Below are 18,951 nucleotides of genomic sequence, written 5' to 3'. Positions count from 1 at the left end.
ACAAATCTCGGGGCTATTCAGTACTTTTGCGGCGAGCAACCCACCGTCTGTTTGAAGGCCAAACCAAATGCGCTCTCTGATTCATAGCCAACCGATGAAGCGACCGCCGACACTGATCTATCGGAATTAGCCAGTCGATCAGCATCAATGCTGACCGCCAAGAACGAGGGAATGGATCATCTCCTCTCGAGAACGACGGCGTTGCTCACGCCTAACACCTTCCGGCGATGGGCTGAACTGGTTCTCAAACCAACAATCAGTGCTTGAAGACCTCGCAAGCGCTGCTTGTCATGTCCTGCTGCGTGTCGTGGCAGCTCCGTCGCTCGTCACAGGCGCGGTGACGTTCTCGGACACGACCCGACCGTCTCTAAGTTCGATAGTTCGATCAAACAGGTCCTGCACACGCGGATCATGGGTGACTACCGCAACGCCCGCACGCCTCGTATCGGCGATCTGCCGAAACAGAGAGATCACCTGCCGTCCGCGCACGCTGTCGAGCGCTGCCGTCGGCTCGTCAGCAAGGATGAGGGCAGGATCATTTGCCAACGCCCGCGCAACGGCGACGCGTTGCTGCTCGCCTCCCGACAGCCGTGCCGGAAGATTGCCGACGCGATGCGCGAGATCGACACTGCCGAGGAGGTGCGAAGCATAGCCGCGCGCCGCCCGCGCAGGCACATCGTCGATCTCGAGTGCCAGCGCCACGTTTTCCACCGCCGTCAGAAACGGAATGAGATTGGCCTTCTGGAAAACGAAACCGATATTGTTGCGCCTGAAGTCACGGAGGCTGTCGAGGTCGGCACCTGGCTCTGAAACGAGCCGCTCGCGGATGTAGACTTCGCCGGTCGTGGGCGGCTCCAAGAGCCCGGCAATCAGCAGCATTGTACTTTTGCCCGACCCACTCGGCCCCAGGATGCCAACGACTTCGCCCGGGTGGATATCGAACGAGACGCCATCGAGGGCACGCACCACAGTCTCGCCGCTGCGGTAGTGTCTGGACGCATTGCGAACGCTGAGAATCGGGCTTTCGCTCATGACAGGATTTCCTGCGCCCGAACTTTGAGGGCCCTCGAAATGCCAAGCAGGCTGGCGAACCCACAAATAGCAGCCATGGCAAGCGCAAGTATGCCGATGTCAGGGAGATCAATCACAACCCTGCGCGGAAAGTAGGGGAAGATCAGATGAGACAAGCCAAGGCCGAGAACCAAGCCGCCTGCCCCGATCAGATAGGACTGCTGGGCAATCATGCTGACAATGACGGAGTTGCGTGCGCCAATCAGCTTCAGCATGGCGATCTGATGACGCTTTTCCATGGTCAGCATATAGATGATCAGCGAAACGACGATCGCCATCACCAGCATGAGGACCGCGGTGAAGGCGAGGATCTGCACTCTCAGCCGCCAAAGCCTCTGGTTCAGAAGCAGGCTTTCCTGATCAGCCTTGCTCAGAACGTTTGCATCTCCCCAGGCCATGATCGCTGCGTGGACGGCCATCTCGTTGGCAGCCGGCTGCAGCGTTACCAGCGTCGCGGCAATCTTGCTGTCCTGTTGCACTGAACTGCCGCCTGCCCCGGTTCGGCCAGCGTTTGGCTCCTTTCGGGCAAGCAGCACCTCCTCACTGGTTCGACGCTGGGCAATCGCCATGGCATCGTTCACGGTCACGAAAAGCAGTCCGTCACCACTCATGTCGACCATCCCGTGCGCCAGGCCAACGATCGTGTAATCGTCCTGTCCCAGCCGAACTATGTCACCGAGACCGAGCCCGATGCTTGCGTCTGCAATGGCCTCGAAGTGGCCGTTTTCCAGATATCGACCTGCTGTCAGCGGCACCCATTCCCCTCGGTCCTTGGGATAATCGATCCCTGTAATGGAGGCGCGCAACTGCCGACCGCGAAAGGCAAATTGCTGGCTGATCTGCACGAAGCGGCGGACACTCGCCACGCCGGCAATGCTCTCAACCCTGCGATCCATCTCGGAGGATATCGCAGAACTTTCGGAAAAGGGGCCGGACCGCCCCCCTTGTACCACCCACAGATCCGCGCCAATTCCGTCAATAATCACCATGGCATCCGCAACTATGCCCCTGTAAAGACCGATCATGCCGATAGACGCGGTAACCAGAAAAGCCACGCCGGCCGCGGTCATCAAAAAACGTCCCAGGTTGTGGCGGATGTCCTTGAGACCGATATTCATGGCCGAGACTCCGAACGCGCGACAGGCATGAAGGCGTAGACCCGCTTCGGGTCGGTCATGACGACATCTCCCTTATTGAGACCGCTGCGTACCTCAACCAGGTTTCCGCCAATCGATCCGAGTTCCACGGGCCGCCATGCAGCGCGGCCTCCAGCGACCGCCCATACCCCGGGATGCCCATCTTTTCGAACAATTGCCGAAGCTGGAACGGAAATGACGTCTGACCTGCCCTCAATGGCGATAACAGCAGTACTACGCTGCCCAATCGCCCAATTCGATGGCAGTCGCTGCGGCGTGATGTCGACGGTGAACTCTCGCGTCTCGGTGTCGACCTCCCGCCCAATGCGGAGGACTTTGCCGTCGATAGGAAGCTCACCTTGCGAATTGAACGTGATTTTTACGCCTTGGCCTTGGGACAGGGAAGCAATCGCGCTTTCATCAAAGCGGGCCGTCAGCACGATGCTTGAAGGATCGACAAGTTCAACGATTGCAGTGCCAGGTGAGACGACATCGCCGAGATTGAGGTCTCGGGCAACCACAACGCCATCGATCGGCGCCCGGATGACGGACTTGTCCAATTGTGCCTGGTTCATTTCAACCGTTGCAGCGGCTTGAGCCTCTTGCGCTTCGGCCTGCCGGATAAAGGATTGCGCCTTGGATAGATCCGCCTCACCCTGCTGGACGGCGGTTTGGGCCGCCTCCAGCGCTGAACGCGACGACGCTCCGGTGCGCTGCATCTCCATTTCGCGAGCAAGTGTCGAGCGGGCATTCGCAAGCGTGGCCTCAGCACGGCGGCTGTCCGCATATGCTGCTTCCACCGCCTTGCGTGCCGCCTCTTGCGAAGCACGCGCGACGCCAATTTGGGCTCGCAAATCGTCGGCGCTGATCTCGGCGATGATCTCCCCCTTGCGCAACACGTCATTGCGATCGACATGCAGAGCCGTGATCACGCCTTGCAAACTGGAACTGACATTGGCCTTGTTGATCGCGTCCAAGGTGCCGGGGCCTTTTAACTCCGCTTGGAAAAAGCCCGTACCCACTGGCATCAACTTTGCAGGCTTGGGCACCAGATAGCGGATAGACAGCAGAATTGCAGTTATCGCGAGGAGGCCGACGGCAAGCAACACTACCGTTCTGCCTGGCCGACGTGGCGCAGAAGGAGGCCGGACGGCGCCCTCGGGCTTCGAAGTTTCTCGGGATCGATCTCCGATAGGAGCGATCGAGGCCAACGGCATCGGACTGACAGTCTTTTTGTCGTCAGGTTCACCCGTTCGTTGAGGGGTGACGTCCTCACCCTGGGAGTCCTTTTTCCCCGACATGTTGGCTATACTTGGATGCAAGAAACTACACTCCAGACAATTGTATGATCATGGCGCCTCGCCTTGATGCATCGGCATGATCGCTATCGCAGTGGGCGTCGGAAAAAGAGCGGCGACCTAAGAACGGATGGCATAAGCATGAGATCGAGCGCCTGGCGGACGGCGGGGGCCGCCGTCAGGCGCAGTGGCCACTCGTCGGGGGCGGCGGTGGCGAGCGGAAACGAAGCTAATCCGGCTTCTTTGGCGCCAGCTTTGCGAGTGTCTCCGAGCAAGTCTTTGAGAGTTGGTCCTTTTTGCTCTGGACGCAGCCCATCAGTTGACCGCCCCCTGGGCGCAGACCGGGGCAAAGCTTCCGGAAGTCATCACCGCAATCCTCCCGGATCCGCAATTTCTGAGACATAGAGAGCTGCTGAGCCGAGACGCTTGAAGCAGCCGCCAGAGAAAGGACAAGGGCCAATGCGTATTTGTTCATGTTACCACTCTTAAGTTGGGCGGGCTGGCGAGAGCTGTCAGTCGCGGGAGAATGAGCCATGACGGACCCGGACGTTGCCGAAGGGCCCGCGATTGATTGAGGTGCCGCTGCAGGTCCCATCAGTGCAATGGCCGAAGGCGACATGGCCCGGTCTCACAACCGCAGCACCGCAGCCGCGATCGCTGCAGCCGGCAACCGCGCCACCACGGGGCGGGGGTGCTGCAGGAAGATAATAGGCATTCCACTGGCCGTACCAGGGGCGGCCGACGTAATAGGAGTTCCAATAGGTCTGGTTGAAGCTGACGACAGTGATGCCCACGACCGGAGCGACCACCGGCGTCACTACCGTCGGAGTGCCACGATAGAATACCTGCACATAACTCGCCGAAACCCACCCGCGCTCTCGTCCCCAGGACACGTCGCACCATGTGGTATTCGCCGTACACCCGTAGACCGTGAGGGCTGCCTGGGATGGAAGCCCGACGACAATCGGATAGGCTGTACTTGGACCTGCCCGCATATTGACACTCGTCACCGCGACCGCGGACATGGCGGCCGAAGCTGGATCAGGCATCATGGTGCCGACCATGGCGGCAAATCCCGCGACCAGACCAAGCGATGTTTCTTTCCAGTTCCGCATCAACATTCTCCTGATTAACCAGCACCCGGCGGCTCGACGCGCTAAAGCAGACCAAACTGCGGGCCGGCGCCTGTTGATGTCAGCCTTCGGGCCGACGATCGACATGCGGAGATGTAGAGGTCCGCCGTAAACCGCCTTTGAACCGGGCATGTCGTTTTGTTTCAGTTTGTTAACGGGGTGCAAGCGTTTGTAAAAATCCGAAAGGCTGCTTGCCTTTCGCAACTGTCCCAACAAAACTGGGCACATGCAGACGCCCAGCCCATCGATCCTGATTGTTGAAGACGATATCGAGATCCGCACTCTCTTGGCGGAACTTCTCGCTGCAGAAGGTTTTGTCGTCATCCAGACCAGCGACGGTCGCGAGATGGACGACGCACTCACCAGGACCATTCCCGACCTCGTCATCCTTGATCTCATGTTGCCGGGAGAGGATGGCCTTTCCATCTGCCGCCGGTTGCGAACGAATAATACCGTGCCAATCCTGATGCTGACGGCCAAGGGGGACGAGATCGATCGCGTTGTCGGACTGGAGGTGGGGGCCGATGATTATCTTGTAAAACCGTTCAGTCCACGCGAACTGACCGCCCGCATCAGGGCGCTTTTGCGCCGCGTCAACATGCACAGCCCGATCGTCAGCGCCCCGTCACGCCGACTTAGCTTCGATAATTTCGTCGTCGACCTCGACGCGCGCCAGGTGAGCGACAATCAGGGTGTCGCCCTGATCCTGACCAGCGCGGAGTTCGATCTGCTTGCCTGTTTTCTCAATCGGCCTCGCCGTGTTCTGACACGCGACCAAATCCTGGACTGGACACGCGGGCGCTCGGCCGAGCCATTCGATCGCACCGTCGACGTGCTGATCTCCCGGTTGCGGAAAAAAATCGAGACGGCGAGCCCCGGCTCCAACCTGATCAACACGGTGCGAAACGGGGGATATCTGTTCACTGCGCTCGTTCAGCAGGTGCCGTAGTGGCATCGCTCACTCTTGCCCGACGCCTCTCAGCCATCGTCATCGTTCTCATACTGATCGTCTGGCTGATCATGGTGATGAGTTCCTACCTCGGCAAGGATTGGGAGGAGCAGAGTTTTCGACCGTCACCCGACCGACTGGCTGCCGTCGTCGAGGCGCTGGAAAACGCCCCTCCCCATCAACGGCCAGGTATCCTTGCAGCACTCAATACGCCGATCCTGTCCCTGCGCATCACTGCGCCTTCCGAGAAAATGGCATCCGGCAATGCGTCCGGAACCGTAAGCAACGAGCTTGCCGGGCCCTATCGCAGTCGCCTTGGCGACCGGACCTTCGCCGTTGCTCGCTTCGCCGCATCTCGGGCGCAACGCGACATTCCCCATTTTCCCTGGAACGACAGGTCGACGTTCGAATTCCGAATTGGCATGCGCACGGGCGAAATGCTGATCATAACAAACACATCGCCCGTTATCGCCACACCGTTCGGACTACCGATCGGCCTCGGCGCCGGACTTCTCGGAAGCATCGCAGCTCTCGGAGCGCTGCTTATTCTCTTCCGCGAGATCAGACCGCTGGGTGAGCTGGCGCGCGCCGTCGATCACATCGATCTGAACGGCGAGACGACCAGGCTTCCCGATACCAAGGGGCGAAGTGCCGAGATCAAGGCCCTGGTGACGGCTTTCGATCAGATGCAACACCGGCTGTCGCAGTTGATGCGATCCAGACTGGCAATGATCGCCGGCATTTCGCACGATGTCCGCACCTTCGCGACGCGTTTACGGCTCAAGATCGATGCCATACCCGATCAGGACAAGAGGGAGCGCGCGATCCGAGACATTACGGACATGATCCACATGCTCGACGATGCGCTACTCGCCGCCCGGATCGGAGCGGGTGATCTGCCGCAGGAACTCCTTGATCTCACGCCTCTTGCACGCAGCGAAGCGAGCGAAAGGCAAAAGGCAGGGGCTGATGTCCGCTTTCTGCCTCCGGCGGGTGGACATACTTTCATCCTGGGCGATCCGCTGTCGCTGAGACGGGTGGTCGGCAACCTGATCGACAATGCCGTCAAATACGCGGGATCAGCCCGTGTTTCGGTCATGGTTGATGCCGGGTTTGCGGTACTCAGGGTCGAAGATGATGGTCCCGGCATCCCCTCCGACCTGGCCAATCTTCTGACCGAGCCCTTTGTTCGCGGGGAGGCGTCCCGCAATCGCGACACCGGTGGCGCAGGGCTGGGGCTCGCCATCGCCAAAAATCTCGCCCAGGCGCATGGAGGCGATCTGTCGATTGGGACGGCGAAGAGCGGCGGTGCACGGATCGAGGTTCGGATCCCGATATACGAATATTAGATGCCGTGATTTTTACAGGTTACTGATCATGCTTGTGATCACGGATCAGATTGACGGCGCGTACCCATCAGTGATTTTAGAGCCGTCGCAGTTGTCGAAGCCCCACGCTCGATCCCAGCCTTGGCCGCGTCTAACGGGAGTATCGTTGCGGTAATGTTCAACGCGTTCGGGTACTCCCTTGTTATGAAGGCATAGACGAGCCTGCCGTTAGCGGCATTGAAGAGTTCGACCGCATAGATCACAGCGCCGGAAAAATTACCCTCTTTATCCGCAGCAGATCGAAGCCCGCTCATGGCAAAGCCGACGGGTGTCACTCTCGTTGCGGTGCTGAGTACGGGGACGTTGCTTGTCGCGCCGGTCAGCGTGACGCGCATTCTCAACGCATCTTTCCCTGGCTCCACATCAAGGAGTTGCTGGCGCGCCAGCTCGCGTCTGAAAGCTTGGTCGGCATAGCGGGCCAGTTCTGTCTTGGACTGTTCGGATAGATCTCCGAACTGGCCGTCTTTGCCCCGATAGATCCGAACAGGCTCCACGATAACTGAAGCGTAAAGCTTGAGGGCACCCGGGTCGAGGTGTGTGTTGAAAGCAACGCGCTGATCGGTCTGCGGGCTGGTTGCGCGCAGTTGACGGCTTGAGGTCAGATCCCGGTATAGGGTAGGTTTGGTCGAGCACGACGCACAGAGGGCGCTCATCCCTAGGATCAATATTGCCCTGTGAAACGTTCGCACGATTGGTCGCAGTGCATCCATGTTCGTCTTCTCGCTCCGGAACGGTCGCACAACCTTGCCGGGCCAAATCTGGAGATGGCGCATAAGGGGGCGTGACGCATAAGCAGGCAGGAGTGTTGCTGCAGCATTTCATGAATATAACGTTTTGTTGCAGCACCACCGGATCAGCGTCGCGCTTCCCTGTCGTTCCGGGACGAGCGTTGGTTTGGAATGGTTTGGTCTCTGGAGGTGCCGTGAAAGCCGGAAATACACTAGCCGTCAGTAGAGACGGTTAGCGCTTTCCACGCGTCGATTTCGTGTTGCAAACGCTCAATCCGTGCCGTCACGTGCCTGAGCGCATCGCTACCAAGAAGCAGTTGCGGCGGAGGATTGTCGAACTCGATGAGGGTTAGAACCGCCGCGGCCAGCTTTTGCGGATTACCGAGTTGCTTGCCGCTGACCGCCTGACGCGCCTCGCGGATCGGATCGAAAAGGCTGTCGTAGTCCGCAATGGAACGCTCGGTTCGGATCATGGAACGACCTGCCCAGTCTGTTCGAAATGAGCCCGGGCAGAGCGTCGTGACGTGGACGCCGAACGGCGCCATTTCAGAACGCATGACTTCGGAAATGCCCTGCAGTGCGAACTTGCTGCCGCAGTAATAGGCGATGCCGGGCATGGTGATCATGCCGCCCATCGACGTGACGTTGACGATAAAGCCGCGGCGGCGCTCACGGAACCTCGGAAGAAACGCCTTGGCCACCGCGACGGCGCCGAACACGTTAACGTCGAACTGGCGGCGCATCTCCTCGATGGGCGATTCCTCAAGCACACCCTCGTGCCCGTATCCTGCGTTGTTGATCAGTACGCCGACTGGACCGTGTTCTTCCTCCGCCTGCTGAACCACATCCGGAATGCGATCGAAATCGGTGACGTCACAGAGGACCGGGTGGAGTGTCGGCAGCGTCTTTGACAACCTATCACGCGACGCTTCGGAGCGGATGGTCCCGATGACCTTGTGACCGGCTTCGATTGCTGCGGTGGCAATCGCCAGCCCGAAGCCCGAATTCGCTCCCGTGATGAAGAAGGTCTTTGGCGACATGTCTGAAACTCCTTGATTGACGATGGAAGTGACAGATAGTCTACAGATCGCATCAATTCGATTGCGTATCCTTTCAAAACTTTGCCAAATCCTATGAACCACAAAAAGCCGCTCTCCGCCCATGACCAGCTTGTCGTCCTAGCCGGCCAACTCGCGCCTCGTCTTGGGTATAATCAAACTGCGCTCGGCTGTGTCCGGATCCTCCGCACCGAGGCAATGCTGAATGACATTCCGGTTCTTTATAAACCAGGGGCCGTCTTCGTCTTGCAGGGGAGCAAACACGGCATACTGGATGGGGAAATCTACCTCTACGACGAGGACCACTATCTTGCCGTTTCGGTACCCGTCCCTTTCCGGATGACGTCGACAGCCAGTCCGCAGCGGCCGCTGCTTGCGGTTTATCTGGAGTTCGATATGCGGATGGCAGCCGAGATCGCCATGCAGGTCGAAAGATTTGCCGGTCCTACGAGCGCCACGCCGAGAGGGCTCGCCTCGAGCAGAATGGATAGCAGGATCGAAGACGTCCTGCTGCGCTTGCTGATGGTGCTCGACAGCCCGGTCGAGGTCGCAGTCCTCGGAGGCTCAACCCTGCGTGAACTGCATTACCGGGTCATGTCAGGCCCTCAAGGCGGCGCATTGGTTGCGGCCCTGCAGCGGAAGGGGACTTCGGGGAAACTGGTCGCGAGCTTGGCGTGGCTACGGGAAAATCATGGTTCCGAGATCGCCGTTGCGGATCTGGCTAGAGATGCAGGCATGAGCGTTCCTTCCTACCATGTCCATTTCAAGGAACTCACCGGCACCACCCCAATGCAGTATGTGAAGGCGATGCGGCTCCACGAGGCGAGGCTAATGATCGCTCGCCAGACTGGAACGATCGCAGAGGTTGCAGCTTCAGTAGGCTATGTCAGTGCGGCGCAATTCAGTCGCGATTTCAGACGGCAATTCGGGCGTACCGCATCGGAAGAGGCAAAATGGGTCCGACATCACCTGGGAGAACAGGTCTAGTTGCCGAAGTGGCGCAGCAAGCCGGTGCAATACGCGTCAACGGACGCGTTCCACGCGTTACGATCGTCCGGGCAGACGTATGTCGAGCTCACAGCGAAGCGTGCGTGAAAGGTGCGGCTGCGTTTGACGTGTCGCTCGCGCTTTTTCAGGAATGCTCTAGGCGTCCTGCCAGCGGTATCCCTTTGCGGTTTTTGTAATCTTTATAGCGGAACCGCCGGCCAGATGCGCGCCGAACACGATGGTCCCGGAAGTACTCGCCGTATCGAGAAGGATCTCTAGAGAGTGGCGCGCGAGATCTGCGTCCGCGTCAAAGATCGAATTTACCTCCGGTCTGAAAACTTGGGCATCGTGATGCATCGTGTCGCCGGCGAACAGGGCCGTCCCCTCCTCGGTATCGATCGCGATTGAAGCGTGAAACGGACTGTGGCCGGGCGTCGACAGGTAGCGAATACCGGGAAAAACATCGCTACCGTCGACGGGGATCATGACCGCCTGGCAGGCTTTGACAACGGGATCGACACTATCGGCGCGGGCCATGAAACTGGTACGATGCCGATCGATATGGTTGTCGGGAGAAGAGAAGAAACCATACTCTTTGGCGCTGAACACGTAGCGCGCATTCGGAAAGGTCGGGTGCCAGATTTCGCCGTCCCAGATTGTATTCCATCCGACATGATCGCAATGGAGATGAGTTAGGAGAATGAGATCAACCAGCTATGGCTGCTGAGAATGATGTTTCCTGCGGGCGACAACAGGCCAGGGGGAAAAAGCTTCGGGTCCGTCGCCTGATCACCGAATTCGGGAAACAGCCTTGCGGGCGAAAAGTCGGTAAGTTCCAGCTCGGTTATCTTGGAAATAGTGTAGCGTCCAACGGTACGCTCGAACGGTTTCGACATGACACTGTTCCTCTAAAGAAGCTAATCGGGGGAATGGTAGGCGGAGAACCAGGGCCGGACGAAGATTGCAAAAAGCGCGTATCAGAGCCGCGAGGTCTGTATTCGACCATCTCCACGAACTTACAAATAACCCGTCATACACTCACCGTCTCTTCAATTTTATGGGTCGCCGCACCCAGCATATTACGCCCCCGCCATCAAGGCTTCCGCATCGCGCCCTGCGGCGAGGCGGAATGGCGATGCCGGGTCTGTGGCACATCGCCAGATCGCCGAACCGACGTCCGACGCATGGGTTATAGGTCCCGACTGGTTGCGCATGTGTGCGACGATGCGCTCGATCATCGGCGCATAATCGGCGTTGTCGCGGCCCTGCAGATGCGGCATGCCGTTTTCGCCGAACCGCGTCCCGGGCGCACTCCCCGGTACGACCAAATGGGCGCGCACGCCAAACTCGCGTACTTCCAGGGCCAGCGTCTCGGTCATGGAATTGACCGCCGCTTTGCTGGCCCTGTACATGCCGACCATTGGCTGCGACTTAAGCGTGGTCGACGATGAGACGTTGATGATGACTCCCGACCGGCGCTCACGAAACGATGGGAGTACCGCCTGGATCATCGCAAGCGTGCCCAACGTGTTGGTCTCGAACATTGCGCGCGCGATCTCGGGTTCGGTCAGTTCGACCGGCGACGGCACGCCGAAGCCGGCATTATTGACCAGGACCTCAATAGGGCCAGCCTCGGCGACGGCACGGGCGACACTCACCGGGTCGGTGACGTCGAGTTGTAGGACTCGAAGCCTCTCAGACGGAGGAATTAGCGTGGTGTCTGGTGTTCGCATGGTGGCCGCCACATCCCAGCCGCGATCGACAAACAGCCGGGCAGTCTCCAGCCCGAAGCCAGAAGAGCAGCCCGTAATTAGGATTGCTGGCATAAGAAACTCCGCATGTTGATGTTGACGACAATCTATCGGAGCCGCCCAGGACGTGATATGGCTCTGGATATCGATTTCTTTCGAAATAGTCCTGGATGACACCCGATCCTCTCGCCGAAGTCGTAACGCTGCTCCAGCCAAAGGCTCGCTTTTCCAAGCTTATCGAGTGCGCCGGCTCCTGGAGGTTCGACCGGAAGGGGACCGGAGATCCCTTCTACTGCGCAGTGTTGGAGGGTCATTGTCGTGTGACAGTTGACGGGCAACCGCCCCTGCTGTTGCAGGCGGGGGATTTCCTGCTGGTTCCGGCGATGCGCGACTTGATCAAGGAAAGCCTCGACTTGCCGCAGGAGGAGACATCAAGAGAACCGATCGAGATCGGCGAGGGCCGTTTTCGTGTCGGCGGTGAAGACGAGCTGTCAAACCTCCGCATCCGGATCGGGCATTGTTCGTTTGGTTCGCCGGACGTTGCGCTGCTGGTGCCGCTGCTTCCACACGTCGTCCTTGCGCGCGGGGAGTCGCGGCTCGCGACGCTGACGCAATTGGTCGGCGACGAGACCCTTGCGCATCGCCCGGCACGCGAGCTTGTGCTTGAACGGTTGCTGGAGGTATTGCTGATCGAGGCATTGCGATGCGGCTGTGAGGCACACAATGCGCCGGCTGGCTTAGCTCGCGGCCTAGCTGATGATCGTGTTGCAGCCGCGCTGCGCGCCTTTCATGCGAAACCGGACTATTCTTGGACGATTGCGCGGCTAGCTTCCGAGGCATCTTTGTCGCGCTCGGCCTTCTTCGCCCGTTTCAGCCGCACAGTGGGCATGCCGCCTATGGAATATCTTATGGCTTGGCGGATGGCTTTGGCCGGCCGGCTTCTTCGCGGACAAGAGCTTGGCTTGGATCAAGTCGCTGAACGCGTTGGTTACAGTTCGTCCAGTAGTTTCAGCGTCGCCTTTGCCCGATATGCAGGTATGTCTCCAGCTCGCTACGGTCAGAAAATGCACCTGATGGGCTAATAAAGCTCCGGCATACCGCCGGACGCTTCTTATTGCTCTTGAAAGGATCTGAACCTGCGACCCGGCAGATCCTATCGCACCAAAGCACTGAAAAAATTGATGATGTTGCCGAATGTCGATCTCTCTGATGAGAGTCTCGCAACCGAGGAAGTCGACCGGCAATCGACGGCCGCCACTGGTGAGCGAGCTTTATGATTCCCGAGCCAAGGAAGCTTCAAAATGCCCCGCTTCTGCGAGGCATCGACCTGACGGCCGTCCCTCCCGCGATCGATCATGAGCTTACTTGTAGGGCTTCCGTGGCCTCGCGGGATATCCTTCAACATATTCCTCAAGCAGCCCAAAATGATCAAGGATCCTAAAAGGATTGTTTGCGGCGGCCTCTAATCTTAGGGCGTCATCAATAGAACACCACGGACACAGATCTCGCTTGTCTCTTAGCGGCTCCGCGCATTCAGCACATACCGCAATCGGAGGGACTATCTCCCCGTTCGCAAACACTCTGCCGCCACCTGCTCCTGTGAGCATATAAGGTGTCGGATAGCTGCGACCTATTTTTCCGACATAGAAGTCGGACCCGAGTTCTTGTGCCCGTTCCTTAAGAGCATCTTTCGTCTGCGACGAAGACTTTGCTCCGGAGATCACCGCCGCGACACATCGCTGCGGTAAGTAGATAATTTTGTGGCCGCTCACGTCCTCGACATAGCCTTCGAAATTCACGGCGCGCACTTCCTGCTCGTAACTCCACTCCAGATGTTTCGAGAAATAGCCTTGATAAATGACGGCGTCCCGAAGGGCCATCGCGTCCCTCGGCTTTTTCCGGTGCGCAGCCATCTGAGCGAACGAGATTAGTGTCTCACTCGGTCGCTCTCGGTATATAATCTCGCGGATCAGGAGGTCCGGGAAAACCTCTTGCAGCTTGGCAACATCAAACCCGATCACGAATCCTTTGTGATTGTTACCATAGTGCGCCCACATTGGAGTTACTGCCGGTGATCTAGAGAAGCAGGTGGTCAACAACGAAGGGATTTCCTGGACCACGTCGCTATACGTCGCCAGCAGGTCAGATCCTTGCTCAAGGTCTACGCCTAGGAACAGCTCGAACGGATCGTTGTAGTCCTCTGGCAAGCTGCACTTGATGCCGACATAGTCATCACGCGCAAAAACGTGTTCGATAACACTCTCTGAGAAGTACTTAAAGATCAACTTCATTAGGTATGCCGCCCCATGTTCCCCAGCCTTGATATCCCCAGCGATGCCGCTGCAAAATAGTTCTCTGCAATCCCCTAGCAAATTTCTGTTTATTACTCGTGCACTACTTCCAAAAATACTTGATACGGCGAATATTCAATATCATCGTTCCTGCGACCATTAATCGCAGAAACGAGCCATCATTCAACCCTATCAAAAGTCGACATGAGCCTATTCGCTACGTGGCACGGCACGCTTGAGCTGCCGGCACTTCCCGAACGTACCTTGAAGATCGGCGGAAATCGCGTCGTCCAGCACGTTTTTGATGGTGCTCGAACGCGAGCTAAGATCTCGCCCTCGGAGTTCAAGGGTCACGACGTCATCGAGACGAAGCTCAATCCACCCTACCGCGAGATACTCCTCCGCCATAAAGGGGCGCGAAGGATAGAAACAATGATGCCGGTGGTGATCGCGTTGGGTGTAGATGATCCGAACGCGCTTCCCAAGGAATTAGAGATCCAATGGGATTCGTTCGGCGAGCTGGCGACCTATGCCGATACGCCGGAAAAGGTGATAAGTTCCTGGACCAACGGATTTGACTTTCGAACAGAGGACGAGGAGCACAATCTCCCTGGCCTACGCATTCCGCAGATAGGCGCTCTGCACGCGATTTCAGCCCACTTTGCGGTCGGAACGCATTTCGAACCCGCTACCGTCGTCCTTCCAACGGGTACTGGCAAGACGGAGACGATGCTTGCAACGCTTGTCTATCGTCGTCTCGGTCGCACACTGGTTCTCGTGCCAAGCGATGCGCTCCGGAGCCAGATCGCCCGCAAGTTCATAGGTCTCGGCGTTCTGCCCGATGCACAGGTGATAGCCCACGAACTCGCTAAACCACGAGTCGCGGTGATCACAACGGGCATCGGATCCATCGAAGATCTGGATTTAATTGTTCGTAATGCGAACGTCATCGTAGCCCTGCCAAACGTGCTGGAAGCCTCAGACCCGGCGGTAGTCCCCCGACTTGCCGAGGCATGCTCTGATCTCATTGTTGACGAGGCCCACCACATCACTGCTAAAACATGGAATGGCGTCCGCGAGCATTTCGCGGGAAAAAGAATTCTTCAATTCACGGCCACGCCGTTTCGTCGAGATGGCAAGCGCATCGATGGCAAGATCATCTTCAACTACAAGCTCGGGGACGCGCAAGCCGCCGACTACTATCGGCCCATCAATCTGAGGACAATCGAAGAATATGGTGACGAAGAGGCGCGCGACATCGCTATCGCCAAGGAAGCGATCGCCGCGCTCCGACACGATCGGGACGACCTGAAGCTCGACCATCTGATGATGGCGCGAACATCCTCCAAGGATCGCGCAGAAGCCGTCGGGCGCATCTACCAGCGTCTCGCACCGGATCTGAACCCAGTGGTCGTTTACTCCGGCCCTGGTCGCACAGTCGTCAATCGCGAGGCAATGAACCAGCTATTCGATCGCGGAGCCGCCGGCGCGAGGATCGTGATCTGCGTAGACATGCTCGGGGAAGGATTCGACCTGCCTTACCTGAAGGTCGCAGCACTCCACGACACACATAAATCACTCGCCGTGACCCTGCAGTTCATCGGTCGCTTCACCCGCAAAGGCCCCAAGGAGACGATTGGCGAGGCCTCGGTTGTGATAAACATCGCCGACCCGGACGCGGAGGCGAAGTTGGCCGACCTTTACGCCGAAGGCGCAGACTGGGACCATATCATCAAGCGCTTGAGCGAGGACAGGATCGCCCAAGAGCTGCGGCTGCAGGACGTCGTTCTGGCGCTCAAGGAAAAGGGCAACCTCCATTCCAATCTTTCGCTCTGGAATCTTCGGCCAGCCCTTTCGGCGCAGCTCTTCCGGACGAAATGCATTGAATGGAATCCGCTGGCCTTCGAGTCGGTGCTCCCTAAAGGGTCCGAGACCTGGTACGCCTTGAGCGAGCACGACAATGTACTGGTTGCCGTCGTTTGCCGTTCAAGCGATGTCTCCTGGGGCAACTATCAAAATGTGTTCGATACGATCTACGACCTGCTGATCGTCAGGTGGGATAAAACCGCAGGATCTCTCTGCCTGTTCGCAAGCGACTACGATGCATTGCGATCCGAGAAGCTTGCCAAGGCGGTTACGGACGATGACACGACCCTGGTCTACGGAACCCCAATCTTCAATATCCTCAACAATGTCGAACTTCCGCTGGTCAAAAGCCTAGGTTCATCGCGGATTGGTGCAATCAGCTTCACCTCGTATTTCGGTCCCAACGTCACGGAAGGACTCGCCAGTATCGAGAAGGCTGAATCTTCCCTCAACAACCTCGCCTGCCTTGGATACGAGGACGGTGAGCGGGTTCTGTGGGGCGGAACACAGCGTCGCGGCAAAGTCTGGCAGCAGAGGGCCGGATCGATTTCAGACTGGATCGAATGGACCTCGGCAACTTGGGCGAAGGTCACATCGGATGTCGAAAGCGACAGCAATATCGTTCGCGACTTCTTGCGTCCGGAAAGAATGACGAAGCCACATGCGGCGTGGCCCATTGCGGCTCAATGGGGCGAACAGGCGCAGACCCGCTTTAATGATAAGCAGTACGTGATCTTTGGGTCCTTGGAAGTGCCGGTCTTCGCCGTAGATCTGAATCTTGGCGATGTTGGGCCGGATGGGAAAGTAGTCTTTCGCATTGAAACTGACGACGCGACGTCCGAGTACCGCCTGATCATCAGCGACGACATCCCCGGCGGCTATCGTCACGAACACATTTCCGGCCCTGCAGCCTCCTTTCGATATGGAACACAGCCGGCAATTTCGTTGGACGAGTATCTTCAGAAAGATCCGTTCATCGTTCGCTATGCTGACGGCACCTATTCCTACAACTGCTACCACATCCCCGTAAAACTGGACGCAGGTCTCTTCCAGCGAGAAAAGCTCGAAGCCTGGAACTGGGATGGCATCGCGTTGAACAAGGAGTCGATGCACAAGGTTGGCGATCAGCAAACGATCCAATTTCGTACGTTCGAGCAGATCAAGGGCGAATACGACGTTATCTTCAACGACGACGGCGCGGGAGAAGCTGCTGACCTTGTTTGCCTCAAGGACGTCGACGACGCCACGATCCGCTTATGTCTAGTCCACTGCAAGGGTGCCCATGAGGGACGCGTTTCGCAGGACATTCGAAATTTCTACCTCGTCTGCGGCCAGGCACAGAAGAGTATAACCGCAAAGCACGCCGGGCTTCCGACGCTTTATCAAGATCTGAAGAGACGTCACGAAATCTGGGGACGCGAAGGCTATAGCCGCTTTCTCAAGGGCAATATAAAGGACCTCTCGTACTTCAAGGAGAAGTCGCGCCGCGCGAAACTCGAGTTCGAGATGGTACTCGTGCAGCCGGGAGGCTCGGTTGCTTCGATCACGGATGACGCTCTACGGCTCTTGGCAACGACCGAACTCTATCTGCTGAAGACCACCCAGGCGAAATTCCGCGTCGTGCTATCACCCTAATTCCGACTGCACCAACCGTCCACGACGTTCCCGGGGGGAAAATGGCGTCCGCGAAGTCTCTATTGCCGGCTGAAGTCGGCCTTATAAAAGGAATGCTTAGTCTCATCCCCCGGCCAACGGATCAAAAAATCCTTACCTATTTTACGCACCCGGATCGCGATCTGAATCACCGGCTGATCGGGCAGATACGAAAGGGCCTCCGCTATAGCTCGATCGGCCCTGCACAAGAGACGGCGGTGCGAGCCTATATGCTCGCCCGTGAATTCGGGGGTGTTCCGGACGCAACGCTTTTCGTGCCGCCTCATGACAGCCCCTCTTCAGCACGGCATGGAAGACGATATCTTTTGCTCGATTGGTGGCCCGTAGGCCAAGGCTTATTCTCTTCAGGCGCAATCTTGGCAGACAACGGCCCTCGCTTTAACTGGGTTTACGACTGCGGCACGTCATCCAAGGATAGCGTGTTGGCAGATGCGATCGCGTCTTGGAGCTTCAAGCGGTCCGGACTTGGTTTTTCCAGACTCGATCTCGCTATCCTCTCGCATTTTGACCATGACCACATCAGCGGCTTTTCGCGTCTCGTGCAGACATCTCGGATAAGAGTGATATTGCTGCCATATCTTACTCCCCTACAACGTATTATCTTGGCGCTTCAGCAGGGCGTGTCATACGACGACACTGAGTTTGGATTCTACGTGGATCCTGTAGGTTATCTCAGGGGCTTGGATGGCAGCGATATAGGTGAGATCGTCTTTGTGCTGCCTTCCGGACCAGATGACGAACCGCCACCCCCACCTGTTGAGCCGAGGCCAGATCTCGAAGGACCGGAAGAGCCTCCGATAAAGTTTGACGAAGACACGCCACCCGACGGGGCGCACGGCGAGTTATTCGCTACGCAAGCGAATGCGAATGTGCGCTATCTCAGGCGAGGCGGCGTTATATCAGTCCCCTTTGATTGGGAGTTCCTCCCTTATAACGACTCGTCGATGCTGCCGAAGGTCACAAAGACCTTCCAAGCCGCAGCAACAAATCTGGTCCAGGAAATCCTGAACGTGCCAACGACGCGGAGCGCTACGCTCGACAAACTGAAGAAGCTGTATGACACGCGCTTTGGGAAATCGTCTAAGAACCGGAATATAATCTCGCTCTTCGTCTATTCCGGCCCGGTCGATCAGTCTGCGACCATGCTCTGGAACGCATCTAACCGTCCGCTCGGCCCCTTGGCAGGAGGCATCAGGTTCGGGCAGATGTACACCGGCGACGGAACCCTTGGTGCAGGAAAGCAATTTGCTGAATTCGAAAGGCATTTCCGGCCCGGGAGCCGACTTGCGCGGGCCGGCATCCTCCAGGTCATGCATCACGGGGCTGAGGGTAACTGGCACTCCGGTTTGGCTTCGCTTCTAAGCCCGGAAGCGAGCATTTTCTCATCTGATCCGAACCACAAAGGGTACGGGCATCCGCATGCAGCCGTCCTCCGCGATTTCTGGACGTTTCATCCAGTGCAGGTCGACGATACGCTCGGATTCCACATGTTGGGTGCGTTTTGAGACTTGGACGCTCAAATCGCAGACGCGGTTCTTCAACCAGGGCGCAGAAGCGTTTCTCTCACGCTGTTCAAAGAACTCGACGGCCGAGAAACCCGATATGGCAATCCGGTCGTAGG

General features: G+C 57.8%; 17 protein-coding genes. 6 read left to right on the top strand and 11 right to left on the bottom strand.

Translation table 11 applies throughout. The annotated features are described in order from the left end of the window. Positions 1-17: 17 nt before the first annotated feature. The 5 genes from FNA46_RS19905 to FNA46_RS26165 all read right to left on the bottom strand — a co-directional run bounded on the left by FNA46_RS19905 (position 18) and on the right by FNA46_RS26165 (position 4,620). On the bottom strand, positions 18-161 hold the full coding sequence (locus FNA46_RS19905) for a helix-turn-helix domain-containing protein (protein ID WP_425468787.1): 144 nt from the start codon (positions 159-161) through the stop codon (positions 18-20). Between the two features lie 127 nt (positions 162-288). Then, on the bottom strand, positions 289-1,032 hold the full coding sequence (locus tag FNA46_RS19900) for an ABC transporter ATP-binding protein (RefSeq protein ID WP_143126954.1): 744 nt from the start codon (positions 1,030-1,032) through the stop codon (positions 289-291). Next, positions 1,029-2,189 (bottom strand): ABC transporter permease, encoded by a 1,161-nt coding sequence (locus tag FNA46_RS19895; protein WP_143126953.1) that lies wholly within the window; start codon positions 2,187-2,189, stop codon positions 1,029-1,031. Before FNA46_RS19895 ends, FNA46_RS19900 begins: the two co-directional genes overlap by 4 nt. After that, positions 2,186-3,316, bottom strand: coding sequence for an efflux RND transporter periplasmic adaptor subunit (locus FNA46_RS19890; RefSeq protein ID WP_185969924.1), 1,131 nt, complete (start codon positions 3,314-3,316; stop codon positions 2,186-2,188). The genes FNA46_RS19895 and FNA46_RS19890 overlap by 4 nt, the downstream gene beginning before the upstream one ends. Positions 3,317-4,017: 701 nt before the next feature. Continuing rightward, entirely contained in the window at positions 4,018-4,620 is a 603-nt protein-coding gene (locus tag FNA46_RS26165; RefSeq protein ID WP_185969923.1) for an SH3 domain-containing protein, read from the bottom strand. 244 nt (positions 4,621-4,864) lie between these two features. On the opposite strand from FNA46_RS26165, the gene FNA46_RS19880 reads away from it, so the two are divergent. Both FNA46_RS19880 and FNA46_RS19875 read left to right on the top strand, forming a co-directional pair. Continuing rightward, positions 4,865-5,587 carry a response regulator gene (locus FNA46_RS19880; RefSeq protein WP_143126950.1) on the top strand — a complete coding sequence of 241 codons (723 nt, stop codon included), beginning with the start codon at positions 4,865-4,867 and terminating at the stop codon, positions 5,585-5,587. Further along, positions 5,587-6,936 (top strand): sensor histidine kinase, encoded by a 1,350-nt coding sequence (locus FNA46_RS19875; RefSeq protein ID WP_143126949.1) that lies wholly within the window; start codon positions 5,587-5,589, stop codon positions 6,934-6,936. Before FNA46_RS19880 ends, FNA46_RS19875 begins: the two co-directional genes overlap by 1 nt. A 38-nt stretch (positions 6,937-6,974) precedes the next feature. On the opposite strand, the gene FNA46_RS19870 is transcribed toward FNA46_RS19875, so the two are convergent. Together FNA46_RS19870 and FNA46_RS19865 are read right to left on the bottom strand one after the other, a co-directional pair. Continuing rightward, positions 6,975-7,685 carry a DUF3313 domain-containing protein gene (locus FNA46_RS19870; protein WP_185969922.1) on the bottom strand — a complete coding sequence of 237 codons (711 nt, stop codon included), beginning with the start codon at positions 7,683-7,685 and terminating at the stop codon, positions 6,975-6,977. A 230-nt stretch (positions 7,686-7,915) separates the two neighbouring features. Further along, a complete protein-coding gene (locus FNA46_RS19865; RefSeq protein ID WP_143126947.1) occupies positions 7,916-8,743 on the bottom strand; it encodes an oxidoreductase in 828 nt (275 codons plus the stop codon). Between the two features lie 93 nt (positions 8,744-8,836). Between FNA46_RS19865 and FNA46_RS19860 the strand changes: the two genes are divergently transcribed. After that, positions 8,837-9,748: an AraC family transcriptional regulator gene (locus tag FNA46_RS19860; RefSeq protein ID WP_143126946.1), complete on the top strand. Its 912-nt coding sequence runs from the start codon at positions 8,837-8,839 to the stop codon at positions 9,746-9,748. Between the two features lie 156 nt (positions 9,749-9,904). On the opposite strand, the gene FNA46_RS19855 is transcribed toward FNA46_RS19860, so the two are convergent. The 3 genes from FNA46_RS19855 to FNA46_RS19845 all read right to left on the bottom strand — a co-directional run bounded on the left by FNA46_RS19855 (position 9,905) and on the right by FNA46_RS19845 (position 11,676). Further along, positions 9,905-10,405, bottom strand: a complete 501-nt coding sequence (locus tag FNA46_RS19855; protein ID WP_246103226.1) for an MBL fold metallo-hydrolase — start codon at positions 10,403-10,405, stop codon at positions 9,905-9,907. A gap of 35 nt (positions 10,406-10,440) precedes the next feature. Continuing rightward, positions 10,441-10,644 carry a hypothetical protein gene (locus FNA46_RS19850; protein ID WP_143126944.1) on the bottom strand — a complete coding sequence of 68 codons (204 nt, stop codon included), beginning with the start codon at positions 10,642-10,644 and terminating at the stop codon, positions 10,441-10,443. A 183-nt stretch (positions 10,645-10,827) separates the two neighbouring features. Then, entirely contained in the window at positions 10,828-11,676 is an 849-nt protein-coding gene (locus FNA46_RS19845; protein ID WP_342782400.1) for an SDR family oxidoreductase, read from the bottom strand. Between FNA46_RS19845 and FNA46_RS19840 the strand changes: the two genes are divergently transcribed. Beyond that, positions 11,670-12,581, top strand: coding sequence for an AraC family transcriptional regulator (locus FNA46_RS19840; RefSeq protein WP_143126943.1), 912 nt, complete (start codon positions 11,670-11,672; stop codon positions 12,579-12,581). The genes FNA46_RS19845 and FNA46_RS19840 overlap by 7 nt on opposite strands. Positions 12,582-12,860: 279 nt before the next feature. On the opposite strand, the gene FNA46_RS19835 is transcribed toward FNA46_RS19840, so the two are convergent. Beyond that, the gene (locus tag FNA46_RS19835; RefSeq protein WP_143126942.1) at positions 12,861-13,790 is read right to left on the bottom strand and encodes a DUF2971 domain-containing protein; all 930 of its coding nucleotides are present in this window, start codon (positions 13,788-13,790) and stop codon (positions 12,861-12,863) included. Between the two features lie 204 nt (positions 13,791-13,994). Here FNA46_RS19835 and FNA46_RS19830 point away from each other — a divergent pair, with 204 nt between their 5' ends. Next, complete coding sequence (locus FNA46_RS19830; protein WP_143126941.1) at positions 13,995-17,291, top strand: DEAD/DEAH box helicase; 3,297 nt, start codon at positions 13,995-13,997, stop codon at positions 17,289-17,291. A 41-nt stretch (positions 17,292-17,332) separates the two neighbouring features. Beyond that, positions 17,333-18,835 carry an MBL fold metallo-hydrolase gene (locus FNA46_RS19825; RefSeq protein WP_143126940.1) on the top strand — a complete coding sequence of 501 codons (1,503 nt, stop codon included), beginning with the start codon at positions 17,333-17,335 and terminating at the stop codon, positions 18,833-18,835. The last annotated feature ends 116 nt before the right edge of the window (positions 18,836-18,951 follow it).

Source organism: Affinirhizobium straminoryzae, assembly GCF_007004135.1.
Lineage (GTDB): Bacteria > Pseudomonadota > Alphaproteobacteria > Rhizobiales > Rhizobiaceae > Neorhizobium > Neorhizobium straminoryzae.
Note: the sequence above shows the minus strand (reverse complement) of the source record. Positions and strands in the feature narration are given on the sequence as shown.